Below are 14,992 nucleotides of genomic sequence, written 5' to 3'. Positions count from 1 at the left end.
CCGCCTGCCCGGTCAGGACCGACCCAGCACCTCTGACTCGGAGGCGTCGAAGGTGTTGCAGGAGTCGACGTCGCCGCCGGCGTAGCCGACCCGGAACCAGTGCATCCGCTGCGCCGACGAGCCGTGGTTCCAGGTCTCCGGGTTGGTCTGTCCCTGGGTCTTGCGCTGGATGTGGTCGTCACCGACCGCGGCCGCCGCCTCCAGCGCGTTCTGGATGTCCTCGTCGCTGAGGTCCAGCAGGAGCACCTCACCACTCGCGTCCTCGGTGGTCGTCGCGTGCTGCGCCCACAGACCGGCGTAGCAGTCGGCCTGGAGCTCGAGCCGGGTCGCATCGCTGGTGGGCCCCTGCTGGGTCCGCACCCGCGCCATGAAGCCCTGGAGGTTCGAGAGGTGGTGACCGTACTCGTGGGCCAGCACGTAGAACTCGACGAACGGCTCGTCAGGGGCGCCCAGCTCGGGCTCGAGGACGGCATCGAAGAAGGTGGTGTCCAGGTAGATCCCCAGGTCGGCGGGGCAGTAGAACGGCCCCACCGCCGAGGTGGCGCTGCCGCAGGCCGTGGAGACGCTCCCGCTGAAGGTCGTGAGCGCAGATATGGGCTGCCAGCGCTCGACCCGCTGGCCCTCCCAGAAGTCCGTCAGCGAGTTCTCGATGGCGACGCGTGCGCAGTCCTGGTCGTCGTTGGCGTCCGCGCCGGTCTTGCAGTGCGCGTACCGATCGGCGCCGCTCTCGGCGTCACCCATCCGGGCGGGGGAGTACGCCGCGCCAGTGGCGCCGCCGCCCATGCCCAGGTCGACTCCGGCCCAGCGCGCGACGAGGAAGATCAGGATGAGCACGATGACGCCGCCGATGCCGCCGATGCCGCCGCGGCCGGTGGGTATCGGCAGCCGCATCCCCCCGCCCCGGCCGCCGCCGCCGAACCCGCCGCCGCCACCACCGTGGCGGGTGCGGGAGGTGTCGAGCCGAGCCTTGGGATTGAATCGGACCACCCAGGCAGCCTAGGGCACCCGAGTCGGGCGTCGCCGTTGCGCGACTCTCGACCGACCCGTGGGAGACTGAGCCACGTCATGATCACGGTGCACCAGCTCGAGGTCCGCGTCGGTGCGCGCCTCCTCATGGAGAACGTCAGCTTCCGCGTCGGCCCCGGCGACAAGGTGGGGCTGGTCGGCCGCAACGGCGCCGGCAAGACCACGCTGACGAAGGTGCTGGCCGGCGACGTGCTGCCGGCCGGAGGGTCGGTGACCAACGCCGGCGAGCTCGGCTATCTGCCCCAGGACCCGCGGGTGGGTGATCCCGAGATCCTGGTCCGCGACCGGATCCTCTCGGCGCGTGGGCTGGACGACGCGGTCCGTCGCATGCGCGAGGCGGAGGTCGCGATGGGGTCCGACGACCCCTCGGAGCGGGACCGGGCGATGCGCCGGTTCCAGCGCGCTCAGGACGAACTCGACGCCGGCGGCGGCTACGCCGCCGAGACCGAGGCTCTCCAGATCGCGCAGAGCCTCGGCATCCCGGACCGCCTCATGGACCAGCCCCTCGGCACCCTGTCAGGCGGCCAGCGGCGCCGGGTCGAGCTGGCCCGCATCCTCTTCTCCAGCGCCGAGATCCTGATCCTGGACGAGCCCACCAACCACCTCGACGCGGACTCGATCGTCTGGCTCCGGGACTGGATGAAGTCGTACCGGGGCGGGTTCATCGTGATCTCCCACGACAACGAGCTGCTCGAGGAGACCGTCAACAAGGTCTACCACCTGGACGCGAACCGGACCGTCATCGACGTCTACAACATGGGCTGGCGGAACTACCTCCTCCAGCGTGAGACCGACGAGGCCCGTCGCAAGCGTGAGCTGATGAACGCTCAGAACAAGGCCAAGACGCTCACCGACCAGGCCAACAAGATGCGCGCCAAGGCCACCAAGGCCAGCGCCGCGCAGCAGATGCTCAAGCGCGCCGAGCGGCTGCTCGAGGGTGTCGAGGGCGAGCGCCAGAGCGACAAGGTCGCCGCGATCAAGTTCCCCACCCCAGCGCCGTGCGGCAAGACGCCGCTCACGGCCAGGGACCTCTCCAAGTCCTACGGCGCACTCGAGGTGTTCACCGCCGTCGACCTGGCCATCGACAAGGGGTCGCGCGTGGTCATCCTCGGCCTCAACGGCGCCGGGAAGACCACGATGCTGCGGATCCTGGCCGGCGTCGACAAGCCGGACACCGGCATGGTCGTACCCGGGCACGGGCTCAAGGTCGGCTACTACGCCCAGGAGCACGAGACCCTCGACGTCAACCGCACCGTGCTGGAGAACATGCAGTCCGCCGCGCCGAACCTGACCGACACCGAGGCCCGCTCCGTGCTGGGCTCGTTCCTCTTCTCCGGGGACGACGTGCACAAGCCGGCCGGGGTGCTCTCCGGCGGCGAGAAGACTCGCCTGGCGCTGGCCTCCCTCGTCGTCTCGGCCGCCAACGTGCTGCTGCTGGACGAGCCCACCAACAACCTCGATCCGGCCTCCCGCGAGGAGGTGCTCAACGCGATCCGCCGCTACGAGGGCGCGCTGGTGCTGGTGACCCACGACGAGGGCGCGGTGCATGCACTCGAGCCCGACAAGGTGCTGATCCTTCCCGATGGCGTCGAGGACCTCTGGAACAACGAGTACGCCGACCTGGTGGCGCTGGCGTAGTCGGCCCAGCCGGCCCGGTCTACTCCGTCGCGATCGCCTCGAGCACGTTGAGCCGCGACGCCCGGATCGCCGGGATCACCGCAGCCAGCACCCCGACCACCACGGCGACCACCAGGAAGAGCACGAGCTGTGTCAGTGGCAGGCCCAGGCTGGTGAGGTCGTCGGAGAGCGACTGCCGCAGCAGCACGCCGATCACCAGTCCGAGCGCCATGCCGAGCACGGCGCCCAGGAGCGCGATGGTCACCGACTCGAGCGTCACCATCCGCCGCAGCTTGACCCGGCTCATCCCCACCGCGCGGAGCAACCCGATCTCCCGGGTGCGCTCGATCACGCTGAGGCCGAGGGTGTTGACGATGCCGATCACCGCGATCACGATCGCCAGCGCGAGCAGCCCGTAGATCATGTAGAGCAGCTGGTTGACCTGCTCTCGGATCTGGTCACTGAACTCCGCCTTGTCGTAGACGCCGACGATCGGGACCGACTCGGCCGCACGATCGACGCGGTCGTGCACCGCCGCCGGGTCGGCACCCGGCTCCAGGAGGATGCTGATCGAGGTGTCCTGACGGAGCGTCCCGGCGTCGACGAGCCGCTCCAGCGGCACGGAGACCTCGGCGGTCACTTCGGTGCTGTCCGTGATGCCGACCACCTCGAGGTCCAGCCGCTGGCCGCCGGTGAAGCGGAGCTCCAGCGGGTCGCCGACAGCCAGGCCGTGCTCGTCGGCGAAGTCGGTCGTGACCACCGTCTCTGCGCCGCTCATCCGCTGCCGCCCGTCGACCATCTCGAGGGAGTAGATGTCGTCGAAGTGCTCGTCGTTGCCGGCGACGGCGACGGTGTCGCCGCCCAGGCGCGCGGTCGCCCACTGCTGCCGGCTCATCATGCCGACCCCCTCGACCTCGGCGATCCGGTCGCCGACCTCCGTGGAGAACGGCAGGTAGTTCGTGCTCTGCACCAGCAGGTCAGCGGTGAACTGCTCGTCCACGACGTCGTCGACCGACTGGTTGAGCGACGCGGCGAGCACGCCGATGGTGGAGACCAACGCCAGCCCGATCATCAGCGCCGAGGCGGTCGCGCCGGTGCGCCGCGGGTCGCGCAGGGCGTTCTCGCCCGCCAGCCGGCCGGCCGTGCCGAAGAGGGCCGAGAACAGTGCGCGACACGCCACGAGCACCGGTCTGCCGACCACGGAGCTGATCGCGGCCACGGCGAGGATCCACAGCACGGCCCCGACGCCGATCCACGCGGCGTCCGAGCCCGGCGCGCCGACAACCCCGGCCACGGCGAAGCCGGCTCCGATCGCGAGGACGACAGCGCCGATGGCTGTCCGTCGCCGCAAGGAGCCGCGGTCGGGCGTGACGTCGGCACGCATCGCGGCCACCGGCGCCACCCTGCCGGCCCTACGGGCAGGGAGATAGGCAGCCAGCATGGTGACGACGATGCCGACGGCGTAGCTGACCAGGACGGCATTCACGGTGAGGTCGAGGGCGCCGCTCGCGATGTCGAGGCCGAAGAACCGGAACAGCGCGGCCAGCCCCAGCGCGAGGAGCAGGCCGAGCCCGATGCCGATCGTGGAGGCCAGCACGGACAGCACGAGCGCCTCGATCAGCACCGACCGCGTGACCTGGGCGCGCCCGGCCCCCATCGCCCGCAGCAGGGCGAGCTCGCGGGTGCGCTGGGCGACGAGGATCGAGAAGGTGTTGACGATGATGAACCCGCCCACGATCACCGCGATGATCGCGAACACGAGGAGGAAGACCGAGATCACGCCGAGGAAGGCGCCGACGGCGTCTTGTGACTCCTCGGCAACCTGGTCACCGGTCACGGCCTCGAAGCCCGGGGGCACCACCTCCGCCGCGGCGGCGGCGAGCTCCTCCTGGCTGACACCCTCGGCCGCCGTCAGGCTGATCCGGTTGAACACGTCCCGACCATCGAGGAACAGCGCCTGGGCTCCCTCGGTGGAGAAGATCAACAGGGTCGCGCCCGCCGTGCCGCCGCCGTTGAACTCGGCCGTCCCGACCAGCCGCGCGGTGCGGTCGACCTGGCCGAACGGCGCCAGCAGCTTCACCTCGTCGCCGAGGGCATAGTCGCCGGCCTCCATCGCGTCCTCGTCGAGCACCACCTCGTCGGGCGCCGTGGGCCAGCGACCGGCCTCCAGTTGCAGGATCGAGCCGCCGTCCATGTTGGGAGCGTCGTGGTAGTTGAACGCGAGCGTCGGCGCGCCCGTGCCGCCGACGAGGGTGCCGTCGTCGGCCAGGAGGCTCATGCCGAAGCCGACGACGTCGCCGTCGGCGCGAGCGACCTCGGGAAGAGCGCGGAGGTCGTCGACGACGGCGGGGGACAGGCTCTCGACGGTCTGCCCGGAGAAGCCGCCGTCGAACTCGTTCGTGTCCTTCGGGCGGACCGACCCGTCAGGCGTGGAGCCGTTGATGATGCCGTCGAAGGTGCTGGAGAGCCCGTTGCTGAAGACCAGCACCCCCGAGAGGAACGCGACGCCGAGGATGACCGCCAGGCCGCTCATCAGCAGCCGGACCTTGCGAGCGAACAGGTTGCGCAGCGTGAGCCGCAGCATCTCAGAGCTTCCCGGCGACGGAGGCCGCCTGGAGGGCGGCCAGGCTCGTGAGTCGCTTGGTGATGACGTCCGCCCTCGCCAGCTGCTCCCGGTCGGGCTGCGTGATCTCGTCGACGATCCGGCCGTCGGCCAGGAACACGACCCGGTCGCAGTACGACGCCGCGACGGCGTCGTGGGTCACCATGACCACCGTCTGGCCGAACTCGTCGACGCTGCGCCGCAGGAACGTCAGCACCTCCGCGCCGGAGGTGCTGTCGAGGTTGCCGGTCGGCTCGTCGGCGAACACGATCGAGGGCTTGCTCACCAGCGCCCGGGCGCAGGCGACCCGCTGCTGCTGGCCGCCGGACATCTCCGAGGGACGGTGGCCCAGCCGGTTGCGCAGCCCGATCGTGTCGATGACCGTGTCGAACCACTCCTGGTCCGGCTTGCGGCCGGCGAGGCTGAGCGGCAGCTCGATGTTCTCGCGGGCGGTGAGGGTCGGCACCAGGTTGAAGGATTGGAAGACGAAGCCGATCCGCTCACGCCGGAGCGTGGTGAGGGCCTTGTCCTTGAGCCGGGCCAGCGCGACGTCGCCCACCACGACCTCCCCGGAGGTCGGGGTGTCGAGTGCCGCGAGACAGTGCATCAGCGTGGACTTGCCGGAGCCGGACGGGCCCATGATCGCGGTGAAGCGGCCGGCGGCGAGGTCGAGGGACACGCCGTCGAGGGCGCGAACCTCGGAGTCGCCGGAGCCGTAGGTCTTGTGCAGGTCGATCGCCCGGGCGGCTACCAGGGACGTGGTGCGGACGTGGGGGGCGTCGGTCGTCATGACTCTCAGCCTGCCTCACGCCGCCGACGCCGTACATCAGGATTCCCCCTGATCCCTCCTTCCGGGCCGGACACCCTCCGCGCGCGGAAGCAGCAGGCAGGAGTCCCCGAACTCGTGCCACAGGTAGCCCTCCGCGACGGCCGCCTCGTAGGCCTGCTGCGCGAGCTCCGCGCCCGCGACGGCCTCGACGAGGAGCAGGTGGGAGGCCTCCGGGTCGTGCCAGCCGGTCACCAGGCCGTCGACGACGCGCGGCGGCTCGAGGGGAGTCACCACCCGGGTCGTCCAGCCGCTGCGTGCGACGAGGCGCGCCGATCCGTCGGCGGCGGCCACGACGGCAGACTCGAGGGCGCGGGTCACCGTGGTCCCCACGGCGACCACCCGACCGCCGCCTGCCCGCGCCGCGTTGACGACGGCGGCGGAGGAGCCCGGAACCTCGAACCACTCCGGCTGCGGTGACTCGCCCGCCTCCTGCGACGAGACGCCGGTGTGCAGGGTCACCGGTGTGATCGTCACTCCCCGTGACACCAGCCGGGTCACCAGGTCGGCGGTGAAGGGCCGGCCTGCGGACGGCATCTCCGCGCTGCCGGGCCGGTGGCTGAACACCGTCTGGTAGTCCGCCAGCGGGTAGCGGTCGGCGAGGTAGCCGTAGGAGATCGGTCTTCCGTAGCGGCGGGCCACCCCGCGCAGGACGCGGTCGCCGTCGGCAATGACGGCGCGCCACAGCCGGTTTCCCGTCCGGGTCGGCGACGAGCCGGGCTCGGGGTACGGCTCGGTCAGCCGGAGGTACGTCGTACCGGCGGCGACGGAGAGCAGGTCGCCGTCCTCGGCGTCGAGCACGGCCCGGTCGGCATCGGGCGCGCGTCGTACCTCCACCACCCAGGAGCCGTCGTCCAGCCCCGTCGCGAGGTGTACGACGACGGGCCCGTGTCTGGTGGACACCGCGTCGAGCTGGGCCGGGACCGTGGCGGAGTCGTTCACGACGACGACGTCTCCGGGAGCGAGATGCTCGGCAAGATGGGCGAAGCTGGTGTGTGTCAGGCCCCGGTCCTCGTCGGCGACGAGGAGGCGCACCTGGTCGCGACGCAGACCGCGCCGCTCCGCGGGCGCCGGGGCGAAGGTGTCCCGTGGCGCGAGGAAGCGGACGGCCGGTCGTTCGGACAGCAGCGTCATCAGGCCACCTCGCGGGCCACGGGTGCGGCAGCCGGCAGGTCGGCGGCTCGGTAGCGCCCCGACGGCGGCCGGCGCTGCAGCAGGCCGAGCAGGTGCGGGACGACGGTCTCGGGAAGGGGACGGTCGGAGATGTCCTCGTCCGGGAACCATTCCTGGTGCATCTCGGTGCGCATGTCTCCCGGGTCCACGGCGTAGGCGGCGATAGCGGGGTTCTCGACGCCGAAGGTCAAGGTGACGTGGTCGAGCGCGGCCTTGGACGCGCTGTACAGCCCCCATCCCGGGTAGTGGTCCACGGCCGCGTCGGAGGAGATGGACACCAGGACCCCCTCCGAGGCCGCCAGCGCCGGCAGCAGCAGCGAGGTCAGGACGAGCGGGGCGTCGACGTTGTGCCGCCAGACGTGCCGGAGGTCCTCGGGCGTGGTGTCGGCGAGCAGCCGGAACCGGCGGTCGCCGCTGACCGGTCCCAGCGTGCTGGCGTTGTGCACGACCAGGTCGAGTCGACCATGCTCGTCGACGGCGGTGGCCAGCGCAGCGCGGTGCCCGGCGTCGGTGACGTCGCCCGGGATCGCCGTGATCCGGTCGGCGTGCGGGAGGTCGCCGAGGCTGGCGAGGCGACCTGCGTCCCGGGCGTCGGTGATCACCGACCACCCGCGCTCGGCCAGCCCGGCGACCAGGGCCCGGCCGAGGCCGGCGCTGCCGCCGGTGACGAGTGCGACGTTGTTCATGGATGCTCCTTCGAGTTGGCGTTGACACCATCGTGAAACCTGAAGTTACGTTGAGGTCAAGACCCTGCTTGCCTGGCGTGGCGCGCACCTGCACCACAGGGGGCGGTCGGCTGTGCCAGAGTTGGCGCATGGCGGAGTTCGTGGGGGCGATCGACCAGGGCACGACCAGCACCCGGTTCATGGTCTTCGACCACAGTGGGGCCGAGGTCGCGCGACACCAGCTGGAGCACCAGCAGGTGCTGCCGCGCGCCGGCTGGGTCGAGCACAACCCGGTCGAGATCTGGGAGCGCACGTCGGCAGTCGTTCAGACCGCGCTGGGCAAGGCGCGGCTTGATGCGCGCGATCTCGCGGCGGTCGGCATCACCAACCAACGCGAGACCACGATCGTGTGGGACCGCCGCAGCGGGCGGCCGCTCCACAACGCGATCGTGTGGCAGGACACCCGCACCGACGCGATCGCCGCGACGCTCGACCGGGACGGTCGCGGCGACGTGATCCGCCATCGCGCCGGCCTGCCGCCGGCGACGTACTTCTCCGGCGGGAAGCTGCAGTGGATCCTCGACCAGGTGCCCGGCGTCCGGGAGGCGGCCGAGCGGGGCGACGCACTGTTCGGGACCACCGACAGCTGGGTCCTGTGGAACCTGACCGGCGGTCCCGACGGCGGCGTCCACGCGACCGACGTCACCAACGCGAGCCGTACCATGCTGATGGATCTGGAGACGCTTGACTGGGACGACGAGCTGCTCGGGTTCTTCGGCATCCCGCGTTCCATGCTGCCGCGGATCAGGGAGTCCTCGGCGGCGGCCGCTGCGGGACCCTATGGGACGACGCGGGTGCTCGGACCGTTCGGCGGCGAGGTGCCGATCACGGGCATCCTCGGCGACCAGCAGGCCGCGACCGTGGGTCAGGTCTGCTTCGCCCCCGGCGAGGCGAAGAACACCTACGGCACCGGCAACTTCATGCTGCTCAACACCGGGACCGAGATCGTCCGGTCCAAGGCCGGCCTGCTGACGACGCCGGCCTACCAGCTGGGCGACGAGCCGTGCGTGTACGCCCTTGAGGGCTCGATCGCGGTGACCGGATCGGCGGTCCAGTGGCTGCGCGACCAGCTCGGGATCATCAGTGGTGCCGCGGAGTCGGAGGCACTAGCCAGGCAGGTGGAGGACAACGGTGGCGTCTACTTCGTCCCGGCGTTCTCGGGCCTGTTCGCGCCGTACTGGCGGTCCGACGCGCGCGGCGCGATCGTCGGTCTCTCCCGGTTCAACACCAACGCGCATCTCGCCCGGGCGACGCTGGAGGCGATCTGCTACCAGTCGCGCGACGTCGCCGAGGCGATGTGCGCCGACTCCGGCGTCCAGCTCGAGGTGCTCAAGGTCGACGGTGGCGTCACCATCAACAGCCTCTGCATGCAGATCCAGGCCGACGTACTGGGGGTGCCGGTGAGCCGACCCGTCGTGCCGGAGACCACCGCGCTGGGCGCGGCCTACGCCGCCGGGCTCTCGGTCGGCTACTGGGCCGACACCGAGGAGCTGCGCCAGAACTGGCGCGAGGACACCCGCTGGGAGCCGCAATGGAGCGAGGAGCGGCGGGCCGAGGGGTACGCGCAGTGGAAGAAGGCCGTCGAGAGAACCCTCGACTGGGTCGATGTCTGAGCCGGCAACCGGAGGAGCCTCATGAACCCCGCCGCACTCTCGCCTCGCGCGCGCAACGCCGCGCTGAAGCGGATGGCCACCCAGCACCTCGACGTGCTGGTGATCGGCGGTGGCGTCGTCGGTGGGGGCGCCGCGCTCGACGCCGCGACCCGCGGGCTCACGGTCGGGCTCGTCGAGGCACGTGACTTCGCCTCCGGCACGTCCAGCCGCAGCTCGAAGCTCGTGCACGGCGGCCTGCGCTACCTGGAGATGCTGGACTTCCGGCTGGTCGCCGAGGCGCTCAAGGAGCGCGGCCTGCTCATGCAGAGGCTGGCTCCGCACCTGGTCCGTCCCGTGCCGTTCCTCTACCCGCTCAACGGTCGCGGCTGGGAGCGCTGGTACGCAGGTGCCGGCGTCGCGATGTACGACGCGATGTCCAGGGCCAGCGGGTACGGCGACGGCGTGCCTCTGCACAAGCACCTGAGCCGGCACGGTGCGCGCAAAGCGTTCCCCTCGCTGCGCAAGGACGCACTCGTGGGCGCTATCCGCTACTACGACGCCCAGGTCGACGACGCGCGGCACACCATGTTCCTCGCCCGCACCGCCGCCACGTACGGCGCCGCGGTGGCGTCACGGACCCGCGTGCTGGGCCTGGTCAAGGAGAGCGAGCGGGTGGTCGGCGCGGAGGTGATCGACCTCGAGACCGGGCACCGGTTCACGATCCGGGCCTCGCAGGTCATCAACGCGACCGGCGTGTGGACCGACGAGACGCAGTCGATGGCCCGGGAGCGGGGTCAGTTCAAGGTGCGCGCCAGCAAGGGCATCCACCTGGTGGTGCCACGGGACCGGATCAGGGGTGAGACCGGGCTGATCCTGCGCACCGAGAAGTCCGTGCTGTTCGTGATCCCGTGGAAGCGGCACTGGATCATCGGCACCACGGACACCGACTGGGAGCTCTCGAAGGACCACCCGGCGGCGAGCTCGCTGGACATCGACTACCTGCTGGAGCACGTCAACCGGGTGCTGGAGGTGCCGCTGACCCGCGACGACGTGGAAGGCGTGTACGCGGGTCTGAGGCCGCTGCTGGCGGGCGAGGACGCAGCGACGTCGAAGCTCTCCCGCGAGCACGCGGTGGCGCACAGCGTGCCCGGGCTCGTGGTGGTCGCCGGCGGGAAGTACACGACCTACCGGGTGATGGCGGCGGACGCCGTCGACGAGGCGGTGCACGGGCTGGAGTCGGTGCTCGGCCGGCGGGTGGGGGACTGCGTCACCGAGCGGATCCCGCTCGTCGGCGCGGACGGCTACCAGGCGCTCTGGAACCAGCGACGGACCCTGGCGCGACAGTCCGGCCTCGCGGTGAACCGGGTCGAGCACCTCCTCGAGCGATACGGGTCGCTGGTGCTGGAGGTCCTGGACCTGGTCGCGGCCGAGCCGGAGCTGGGCGACCCGCTGCCCGGCGCCGAGGACTACCTGCAGGTCGAGGCCGTCTACGCGGTGACCCACGAGGGCGCCCGCCATCTCGACGACATCCTGACCCGCCGGATGCGGATCTCGATCGAGACGTTCGACCGTGGCGTCGGCGCGGCGCCGTACGTTGCGGACCTCGTCCGCGGCCACCTCCGCTGGGACGGCGCCCAGCGCGACCGGGAGGTGGAGCACTACCTGAAGCGGGTCGAGGCGGAGCGCGAGAGCCAGCGACAGCCGGACGACCACACCGCCGACGCCGCGCGGAAGGGTGCGCCCGACGTCGTGCCGGTCTCGCACATCGCCGAGAGCCTCGAAGCGCTCATCGAGGAGCCGGACGTCGCGCCGTAGGCTCGGTCCCGTCTCCTAGGCTCGGGGCCATGGACCTGCAACTGCGCGACCGTGTGTTCATCGTGACCGGCGGGACCCGGGGCCTCGGCCGCGCGACCGCCGAGGAGTTGGTCGCCGAGGGGGCCTCGGTCGTCGTCTCCGGCCGGCAGCCCGGTGCGGTGGACGCCGCGGTCGAGGGGCTCGGCGGGCGCGCGGGCAGCGACGCCGTGGTCGGTGTCGTCGCCGACAACGCCGACCCCGCCACACCCGGGCGGCTGATCGAGACCGCCCGGGAGCGGTGGGGTCGACTCGACGGGGCGCTGATCAGCGTCGGCGGGCCGCCGCCGGGCCCGGTCTCGAAGGTCACCGACGAGCAGTGGGTGGCTGCGTTCGGCTCGGTGTTCCTCGGCGGCGTGCGGCTGGCGCGGGAGGTGGGCGCGGCGCTGGAGCAGGACGGCTCGATCGCGTTCGTGCTGTCGACCAGCGTCCGTCAACCGGTGCCGGGGCTGTCGGTGTCCAACGGGTTGCGACCGGGTCTCGCCATGGTGGCCAAGGACCTCGCCGACGAGCTCGGGCCACGGGGGATCCGCGTGAACGGCCTGATGCCGGGTCGGATCGGCACCGAGCGGGTCGCCGAGCTCGACGAGGCCACCGGTGACCCCCAGGCCGCCAGGGTCCGGTGGGAGGAGCAGATCCCGTTGCGTCGCTACGGCGCGCCCGAGGAGTTCGGTCGGGTCGCAGCCTTCCTGCTCTCGCCGGCGTCGTCCTTCGTGACCGGGACGATGGTGCCGGTGGACGGCGGGATGACCCGCTCGCTCTGACGGGAGAACGGCCCGCCCGACCGCCGGCGTCGGCTCCGCGCGCGCTCACCGCGAGGGCCGTTCCTGCGCTCGTCCCACGCGAGGTAGAGGAACCCGCCCAACGCGAGGATCCCGAAGAACCACCACTGCAGCCCGTAGAAGAAGTGGGGTCCGTCGTCCAGCTCGGGCAGCTCGACCGGCTCCAGCGGCTCCGCGGGCTCCGGGCTCTCCGACCGCAGCGCGACGAAGCCCGTGAAGACCTCGCGGTCGGCGGCCACCCCGATCTCGGCGCTGTTGATCGCGCGCGTGGAGTGGTCGGTGACCTCGGTGCTGTCGCCGGTGCCGTCCGCCCGGACCCAGCCGGTGATGGTGACCTCCCCGGCCGGTGGAGCCGGCAGGTCGGCCGGGTCGAAGCTCGGGTCGTCGGTGGGGTGCCAGCCCCGGTCCACCACGACAGCCGTCCCGCTGTCGGTCACCAGGGGTACGACGGCCTCCACTCCCGGCATTCCGTCGCGGGTGCGGTAGCGGACGACGACGGTGTCGTCGACGTCGTACTCCCCGGTGGCGGTGACCAGTCGCCACTCCTCGTCCTCCGCGACGGGCTGACCGGGCGCCAGCACGTCGGCGACGGGTGCCGGGGTCCGGTCCTCGTTCGCCCGGACCACCGCGTTGCGCTGCTTGCGGTCCTCGAGTCGGCCGAACTGCCACTCGCCGAGCCACCACGTCCCGTAGCCGACCATGACGATGGCCAGGAAGAACAGCAGCCAGCGTCGGCTCACCAGGAACCGCCACGACGCCAGCCAGTCACGCACGTGACAACCGTATGACCAGTGCTCGCCCGACGACGATCCGGCTCGCGACTAGACGTGCCGGGCCTATGCTGGTCGGGTGCTGCCGCTGATCGACCGTCACGGGCGTGTCGCGACCGACCTCCGGGTGTCGCTGACCGATCGCTGCAACCTGCGCTGCACCTACTGCATGCCGCCGGAGGGGCTCGACTGGCTGCCGACCGACGACCAGCTCACCGACGACGAGGTGGTGCGGCTGATCACCGTCGCGACGCAGCGCCTCGGAGTGCGCGAGGTCCGCTTCACCGGTGGTGAGCCGCTCGTCCGACGCGGTCTGGTCGACATCGTCCGCCGGGTCCGTGCGGTCGACGCGGAGGTCGAGATGTCGATCACCACGAACGCGCTCGGCCTGGCGCGGACGGCCGCCGCGCTTGCGGCGGCGGGCCTGGATCGGGTCAACGTGAGCCTTGACTCGGTCCGACGCGAGACGTTCCACGAGATCACCCGCCGGGACCGGCTCGACGACGTGATCGAGGGTCTCGCCGCTTCGGAGGAAGCCGGGCTCGGTCCGGTGAAGGTCAACGCGGTGCTGCTGCGCGGTGTGAACGACGACCAGGCGCCCGAGCTCCTCCAGTGGTGCCTCGACCGCGGCTACCAGCTGCGCTTCATCGAGCAGATGCCCCTCGACGCCCAGCACGGGTGGAGCCGCGACGGCATGATCACCGCCGACGAGATCTTCGTCTCCCTGGCCTCGACCTTCACGCTCACTCCTGCCGAGGAACCACGGGGGAGCGCGCCCGCCGAGCTGTTCCTGGTCGACGGGGGACCGGCCACGGTCGGGGTCATCGCGTCAGTCACCCGGCCCTTCTGCGGCGACTGCGACCGGGTCCGGCTCACCGCCGACGGCCAGGTCCGCAACTGCCTGTTCGCCCGGCAGGAGTCGGACCTCCGGCTCGCCATGCGGGCAGGCGCCTCCGACGACGACATCGTCGAGCGCTGGCGGACCGCCATGTGGGGGAAAGCCCCCGGCCACGGCATCGACGACCCGAGCTTCCTGCAGCCGGACCGGCCGATGTCCGCGATCGGCGGCTGAGCTCACCCCGCCGGCTGGTGCGGGAGGGTCTCCTTCAGGAATCCTCGCGCGCCCAGGAAGTGCTCCAGCGACTCGCGGTGCTGCTCGCAGGCGAGCCAGGTCTTGCGGCGGTCGGGCGTGTGCAGCTTGGGGTTGTTCCAGAGCAGCTGCCAGGCGGCGGGGTTGCGGCAGCCCTTGGCCGAGCAGATGTCAGGCTCCATGGCTCCCGGGACCGAGCTGGCGCTGGGCGTCTCCGCCGCCGGTGAGGGGCAGTTCGGTGGCGCGGCTGTCGTTGGCGTTGGCCATGACCACGGCGACGTAGGGAAGCACGACGGCGGCGAGGATCAGGAAGGGCCATACCCAGACCAGGCCGGCCGCGCCCGTGATCGCGGCAGCGACGAAGCACAGCGAGCGGATCGTCATCGCGATGACGTACTTGCGCTGGCGGCGCGACAGGTCCGCCTGCGGGTCGGCGCCGGCCGTCGTGATGCGGATGGCCGGTTCCTCCCGCACGCGCAACGGCCGGTGGATGGACATGCCCCCAGCCTACGTCCCCTCCATCCGCACAGCAGACGCGCTCGGCTGATCACCAGTACGCTGCTGACATGTCCAACCGCACCTATCGCGTCACCGAGATCGTCGGCACGTCCCCGGACGGCATCGACCAGGCCATCCGCAACGGCGTCGAGCGCGCCAGCCAGACCCTCCGGCACCTCGACTGGTTCGAGGTCACGCAGGTCCGGGGCCAGATCAAGGACGGCGAGGTCGAGCACTTCCAGGTCGGGATGAAGGTCGGGTTCCGCCTCGAGGACGACGAGTAGCGCCTGCGCCAAAGACGCGCTCGGCCAGATCCAAGCGGCCGGCAGCGCGGCGGGAGGCGCCGGCGGCAGCTTGCTGCCCGCTTCTGCGCCGGAGACGCGCTCGGCCAGATCCCATCGGCCGGCAGCGCGGCGGGAGGCGCCGGCGGCAGCTTGCTG

General features: G+C 71.5%; 14 protein-coding genes. 6 read left to right on the top strand and 8 right to left on the bottom strand.

All coding sequences use genetic code 11. The features are described 5' to 3' along the window. Positions 1-12: 12 nt before the first annotated feature. Positions 13-987, bottom strand: coding sequence for a KPN_02809 family neutral zinc metallopeptidase (ypfJ, locus tag E7Z54_RS13455; RefSeq protein WP_136434497.1), 975 nt, complete (start codon positions 985-987; stop codon positions 13-15). 78 nt (positions 988-1,065) lie between these two features. Here ypfJ and E7Z54_RS13450 point away from each other — a divergent pair, with 78 nt between their 5' ends. Continuing rightward, positions 1,066-2,664 (top strand): ABC-F family ATP-binding cassette domain-containing protein, encoded by a 1,599-nt coding sequence (locus E7Z54_RS13450; protein WP_136434495.1) that lies wholly within the window; start codon positions 1,066-1,068, stop codon positions 2,662-2,664. 19 nt (positions 2,665-2,683) lie between these two features. On the opposite strand, the gene E7Z54_RS13445 is transcribed toward E7Z54_RS13450, so the two are convergent. Genes E7Z54_RS13445 through E7Z54_RS13430 form a run of 4 tightly spaced genes read right to left on the bottom strand, consistent with a single transcriptional unit; the run spans position 2,684 to position 7,930 of the window. Further along, positions 2,684-5,227, bottom strand: coding sequence for an ABC transporter permease (locus E7Z54_RS13445; RefSeq protein WP_136434493.1), 2,544 nt, complete (start codon positions 5,225-5,227; stop codon positions 2,684-2,686). 1 nt (position 5,228) lies between these two features. Further along, positions 5,229-6,035, bottom strand: a complete 807-nt coding sequence (locus tag E7Z54_RS13440) for an ABC transporter ATP-binding protein (protein ID WP_136434491.1) — start codon at positions 6,033-6,035, stop codon at positions 5,229-5,231. A 36-nt stretch (positions 6,036-6,071) separates the two neighbouring features. Further along, complete coding sequence (locus E7Z54_RS13435) at positions 6,072-7,205, bottom strand: S-adenosylmethionine:tRNA ribosyltransferase-isomerase (RefSeq protein WP_136434490.1); 1,134 nt, start codon at positions 7,203-7,205, stop codon at positions 6,072-6,074. After that, on the bottom strand, positions 7,205-7,930 hold the full coding sequence (locus E7Z54_RS13430; protein WP_136434488.1) for an SDR family NAD(P)-dependent oxidoreductase: 726 nt from the start codon (positions 7,928-7,930) through the stop codon (positions 7,205-7,207). Before E7Z54_RS13430 ends, E7Z54_RS13435 begins: the two co-directional genes overlap by 1 nt. A gap of 128 nt (positions 7,931-8,058) precedes the next feature. Between E7Z54_RS13430 and glpK the strand changes: the two genes are divergently transcribed. From glpK to E7Z54_RS13415, 3 genes are read left to right on the top strand one after another with little or no spacing between them, the layout of a single operon-like run. Continuing rightward, positions 8,059-9,582 (top strand): glycerol kinase GlpK, encoded by a 1,524-nt coding sequence (glpK, locus tag E7Z54_RS13425; RefSeq protein ID WP_136434486.1) that lies wholly within the window; start codon positions 8,059-8,061, stop codon positions 9,580-9,582. 21 nt (positions 9,583-9,603) lie between these two features. Further along, positions 9,604-11,376 carry a glycerol-3-phosphate dehydrogenase/oxidase gene (locus tag E7Z54_RS13420; RefSeq protein WP_136434485.1) on the top strand — a complete coding sequence of 591 codons (1,773 nt, stop codon included), beginning with the start codon at positions 9,604-9,606 and terminating at the stop codon, positions 11,374-11,376. 29 nt (positions 11,377-11,405) lie between these two features. Then, positions 11,406-12,176: an SDR family oxidoreductase gene (locus tag E7Z54_RS13415; RefSeq protein ID WP_136434483.1), complete on the top strand. Its 771-nt coding sequence runs from the start codon at positions 11,406-11,408 to the stop codon at positions 12,174-12,176. Here the strand turns inward: E7Z54_RS13415 and E7Z54_RS13410 are convergent. Next, positions 12,062-12,967 carry an SURF1 family cytochrome oxidase biogenesis protein gene (locus E7Z54_RS13410; protein ID WP_240769673.1) on the bottom strand — a complete coding sequence of 302 codons (906 nt, stop codon included), beginning with the start codon at positions 12,965-12,967 and terminating at the stop codon, positions 12,062-12,064. The genes E7Z54_RS13415 and E7Z54_RS13410 overlap by 115 nt on opposite strands. 79 nt (positions 12,968-13,046) lie before the next feature. Between E7Z54_RS13410 and moaA the strand changes: the two genes are divergently transcribed. Then, positions 13,047-14,036, top strand: a complete 990-nt coding sequence (moaA, locus tag E7Z54_RS13405; RefSeq protein ID WP_206056199.1) for a GTP 3',8-cyclase MoaA — start codon at positions 13,047-13,049, stop codon at positions 14,034-14,036. Between the two features lie 2 nt (positions 14,037-14,038). Here the strand turns inward: moaA and E7Z54_RS13400 are convergent, their stop codons facing one another. Then, positions 14,039-14,236, bottom strand: coding sequence for an acetone carboxylase (locus tag E7Z54_RS13400; protein WP_136434482.1), 198 nt, complete (start codon positions 14,234-14,236; stop codon positions 14,039-14,041). Then, positions 14,226-14,552 carry a DUF3099 domain-containing protein gene (locus E7Z54_RS13395; RefSeq protein ID WP_136434480.1) on the bottom strand — a complete coding sequence of 109 codons (327 nt, stop codon included), beginning with the start codon at positions 14,550-14,552 and terminating at the stop codon, positions 14,226-14,228. Before E7Z54_RS13395 ends, E7Z54_RS13400 begins: the two co-directional genes overlap by 11 nt. A 68-nt stretch (positions 14,553-14,620) precedes the next feature. Here E7Z54_RS13395 and E7Z54_RS13390 point away from each other — a divergent pair, with 68 nt between their 5' ends. Beyond that, a complete protein-coding gene (locus E7Z54_RS13390; protein ID WP_136434478.1) occupies positions 14,621-14,836 on the top strand; it encodes a dodecin in 216 nt (71 codons plus the stop codon). The last annotated feature ends 156 nt before the right edge of the window (positions 14,837-14,992 follow it).

The organism is Nocardioides sp. (assembly GCF_004803405.1).
In the GTDB taxonomy this organism is placed as follows: Bacteria; Actinomycetota; Actinomycetes; order Propionibacteriales; family Nocardioidaceae; genus Nocardioides; species Nocardioides vastitatis.
Note: the sequence above shows the minus strand (reverse complement) of the source record. Positions and strands in the feature narration are given on the sequence as shown.

Excerpts from the sequence above, each read along its gene's own strand:
- E7Z54_RS13450 (WP_136434495.1), top strand. The coding sequence starts at position 1,066 with ATGATCACGGTGCACCAGCTCGAGGTCCGCGTCGGTGCGCGCCTCCTC.
- E7Z54_RS13445 (WP_136434493.1), bottom strand. The coding sequence starts at position 5,227 with ATGCTGCGGCTCACGCTGCGCAACCTGTTCGCTCGCAAGGTCCGGCTG.
- E7Z54_RS13440 (WP_136434491.1), bottom strand. The coding sequence starts at position 6,035 with ATGACGACCGACGCCCCCCACGTCCGCACCACGTCCCTGGTAGCCGCC.
- E7Z54_RS13435 (WP_136434490.1), bottom strand. The coding sequence starts at position 7,205 with ATGACGCTGCTGTCCGAACGACCGGCCGTCCGCTTCCTCGCGCCACGG.
- E7Z54_RS13430 (WP_136434488.1), bottom strand. The coding sequence starts at position 7,930 with ATGAACAACGTCGCACTCGTCACCGGCGGCAGCGCCGGCCTCGGCCGG.
- glpK (WP_136434486.1), top strand. The coding sequence starts at position 8,059 with ATGGCGGAGTTCGTGGGGGCGATCGACCAGGGCACGACCAGCACCCGG.
- E7Z54_RS13420 (WP_136434485.1), top strand. The coding sequence starts at position 9,604 with ATGAACCCCGCCGCACTCTCGCCTCGCGCGCGCAACGCCGCGCTGAAG.
- E7Z54_RS13415 (WP_136434483.1), top strand. The coding sequence starts at position 11,406 with ATGGACCTGCAACTGCGCGACCGTGTGTTCATCGTGACCGGCGGGACC.
- E7Z54_RS13400 (WP_136434482.1), bottom strand. The coding sequence starts at position 14,236 with ATGGAGCCTGACATCTGCTCGGCCAAGGGCTGCCGCAACCCCGCCGCC.
- E7Z54_RS13395 (WP_136434480.1), bottom strand. The coding sequence starts at position 14,552 with ATGTCCATCCACCGGCCGTTGCGCGTGCGGGAGGAACCGGCCATCCGC.
- E7Z54_RS13390 (WP_136434478.1), top strand. The coding sequence starts at position 14,621 with ATGTCCAACCGCACCTATCGCGTCACCGAGATCGTCGGCACGTCCCCG.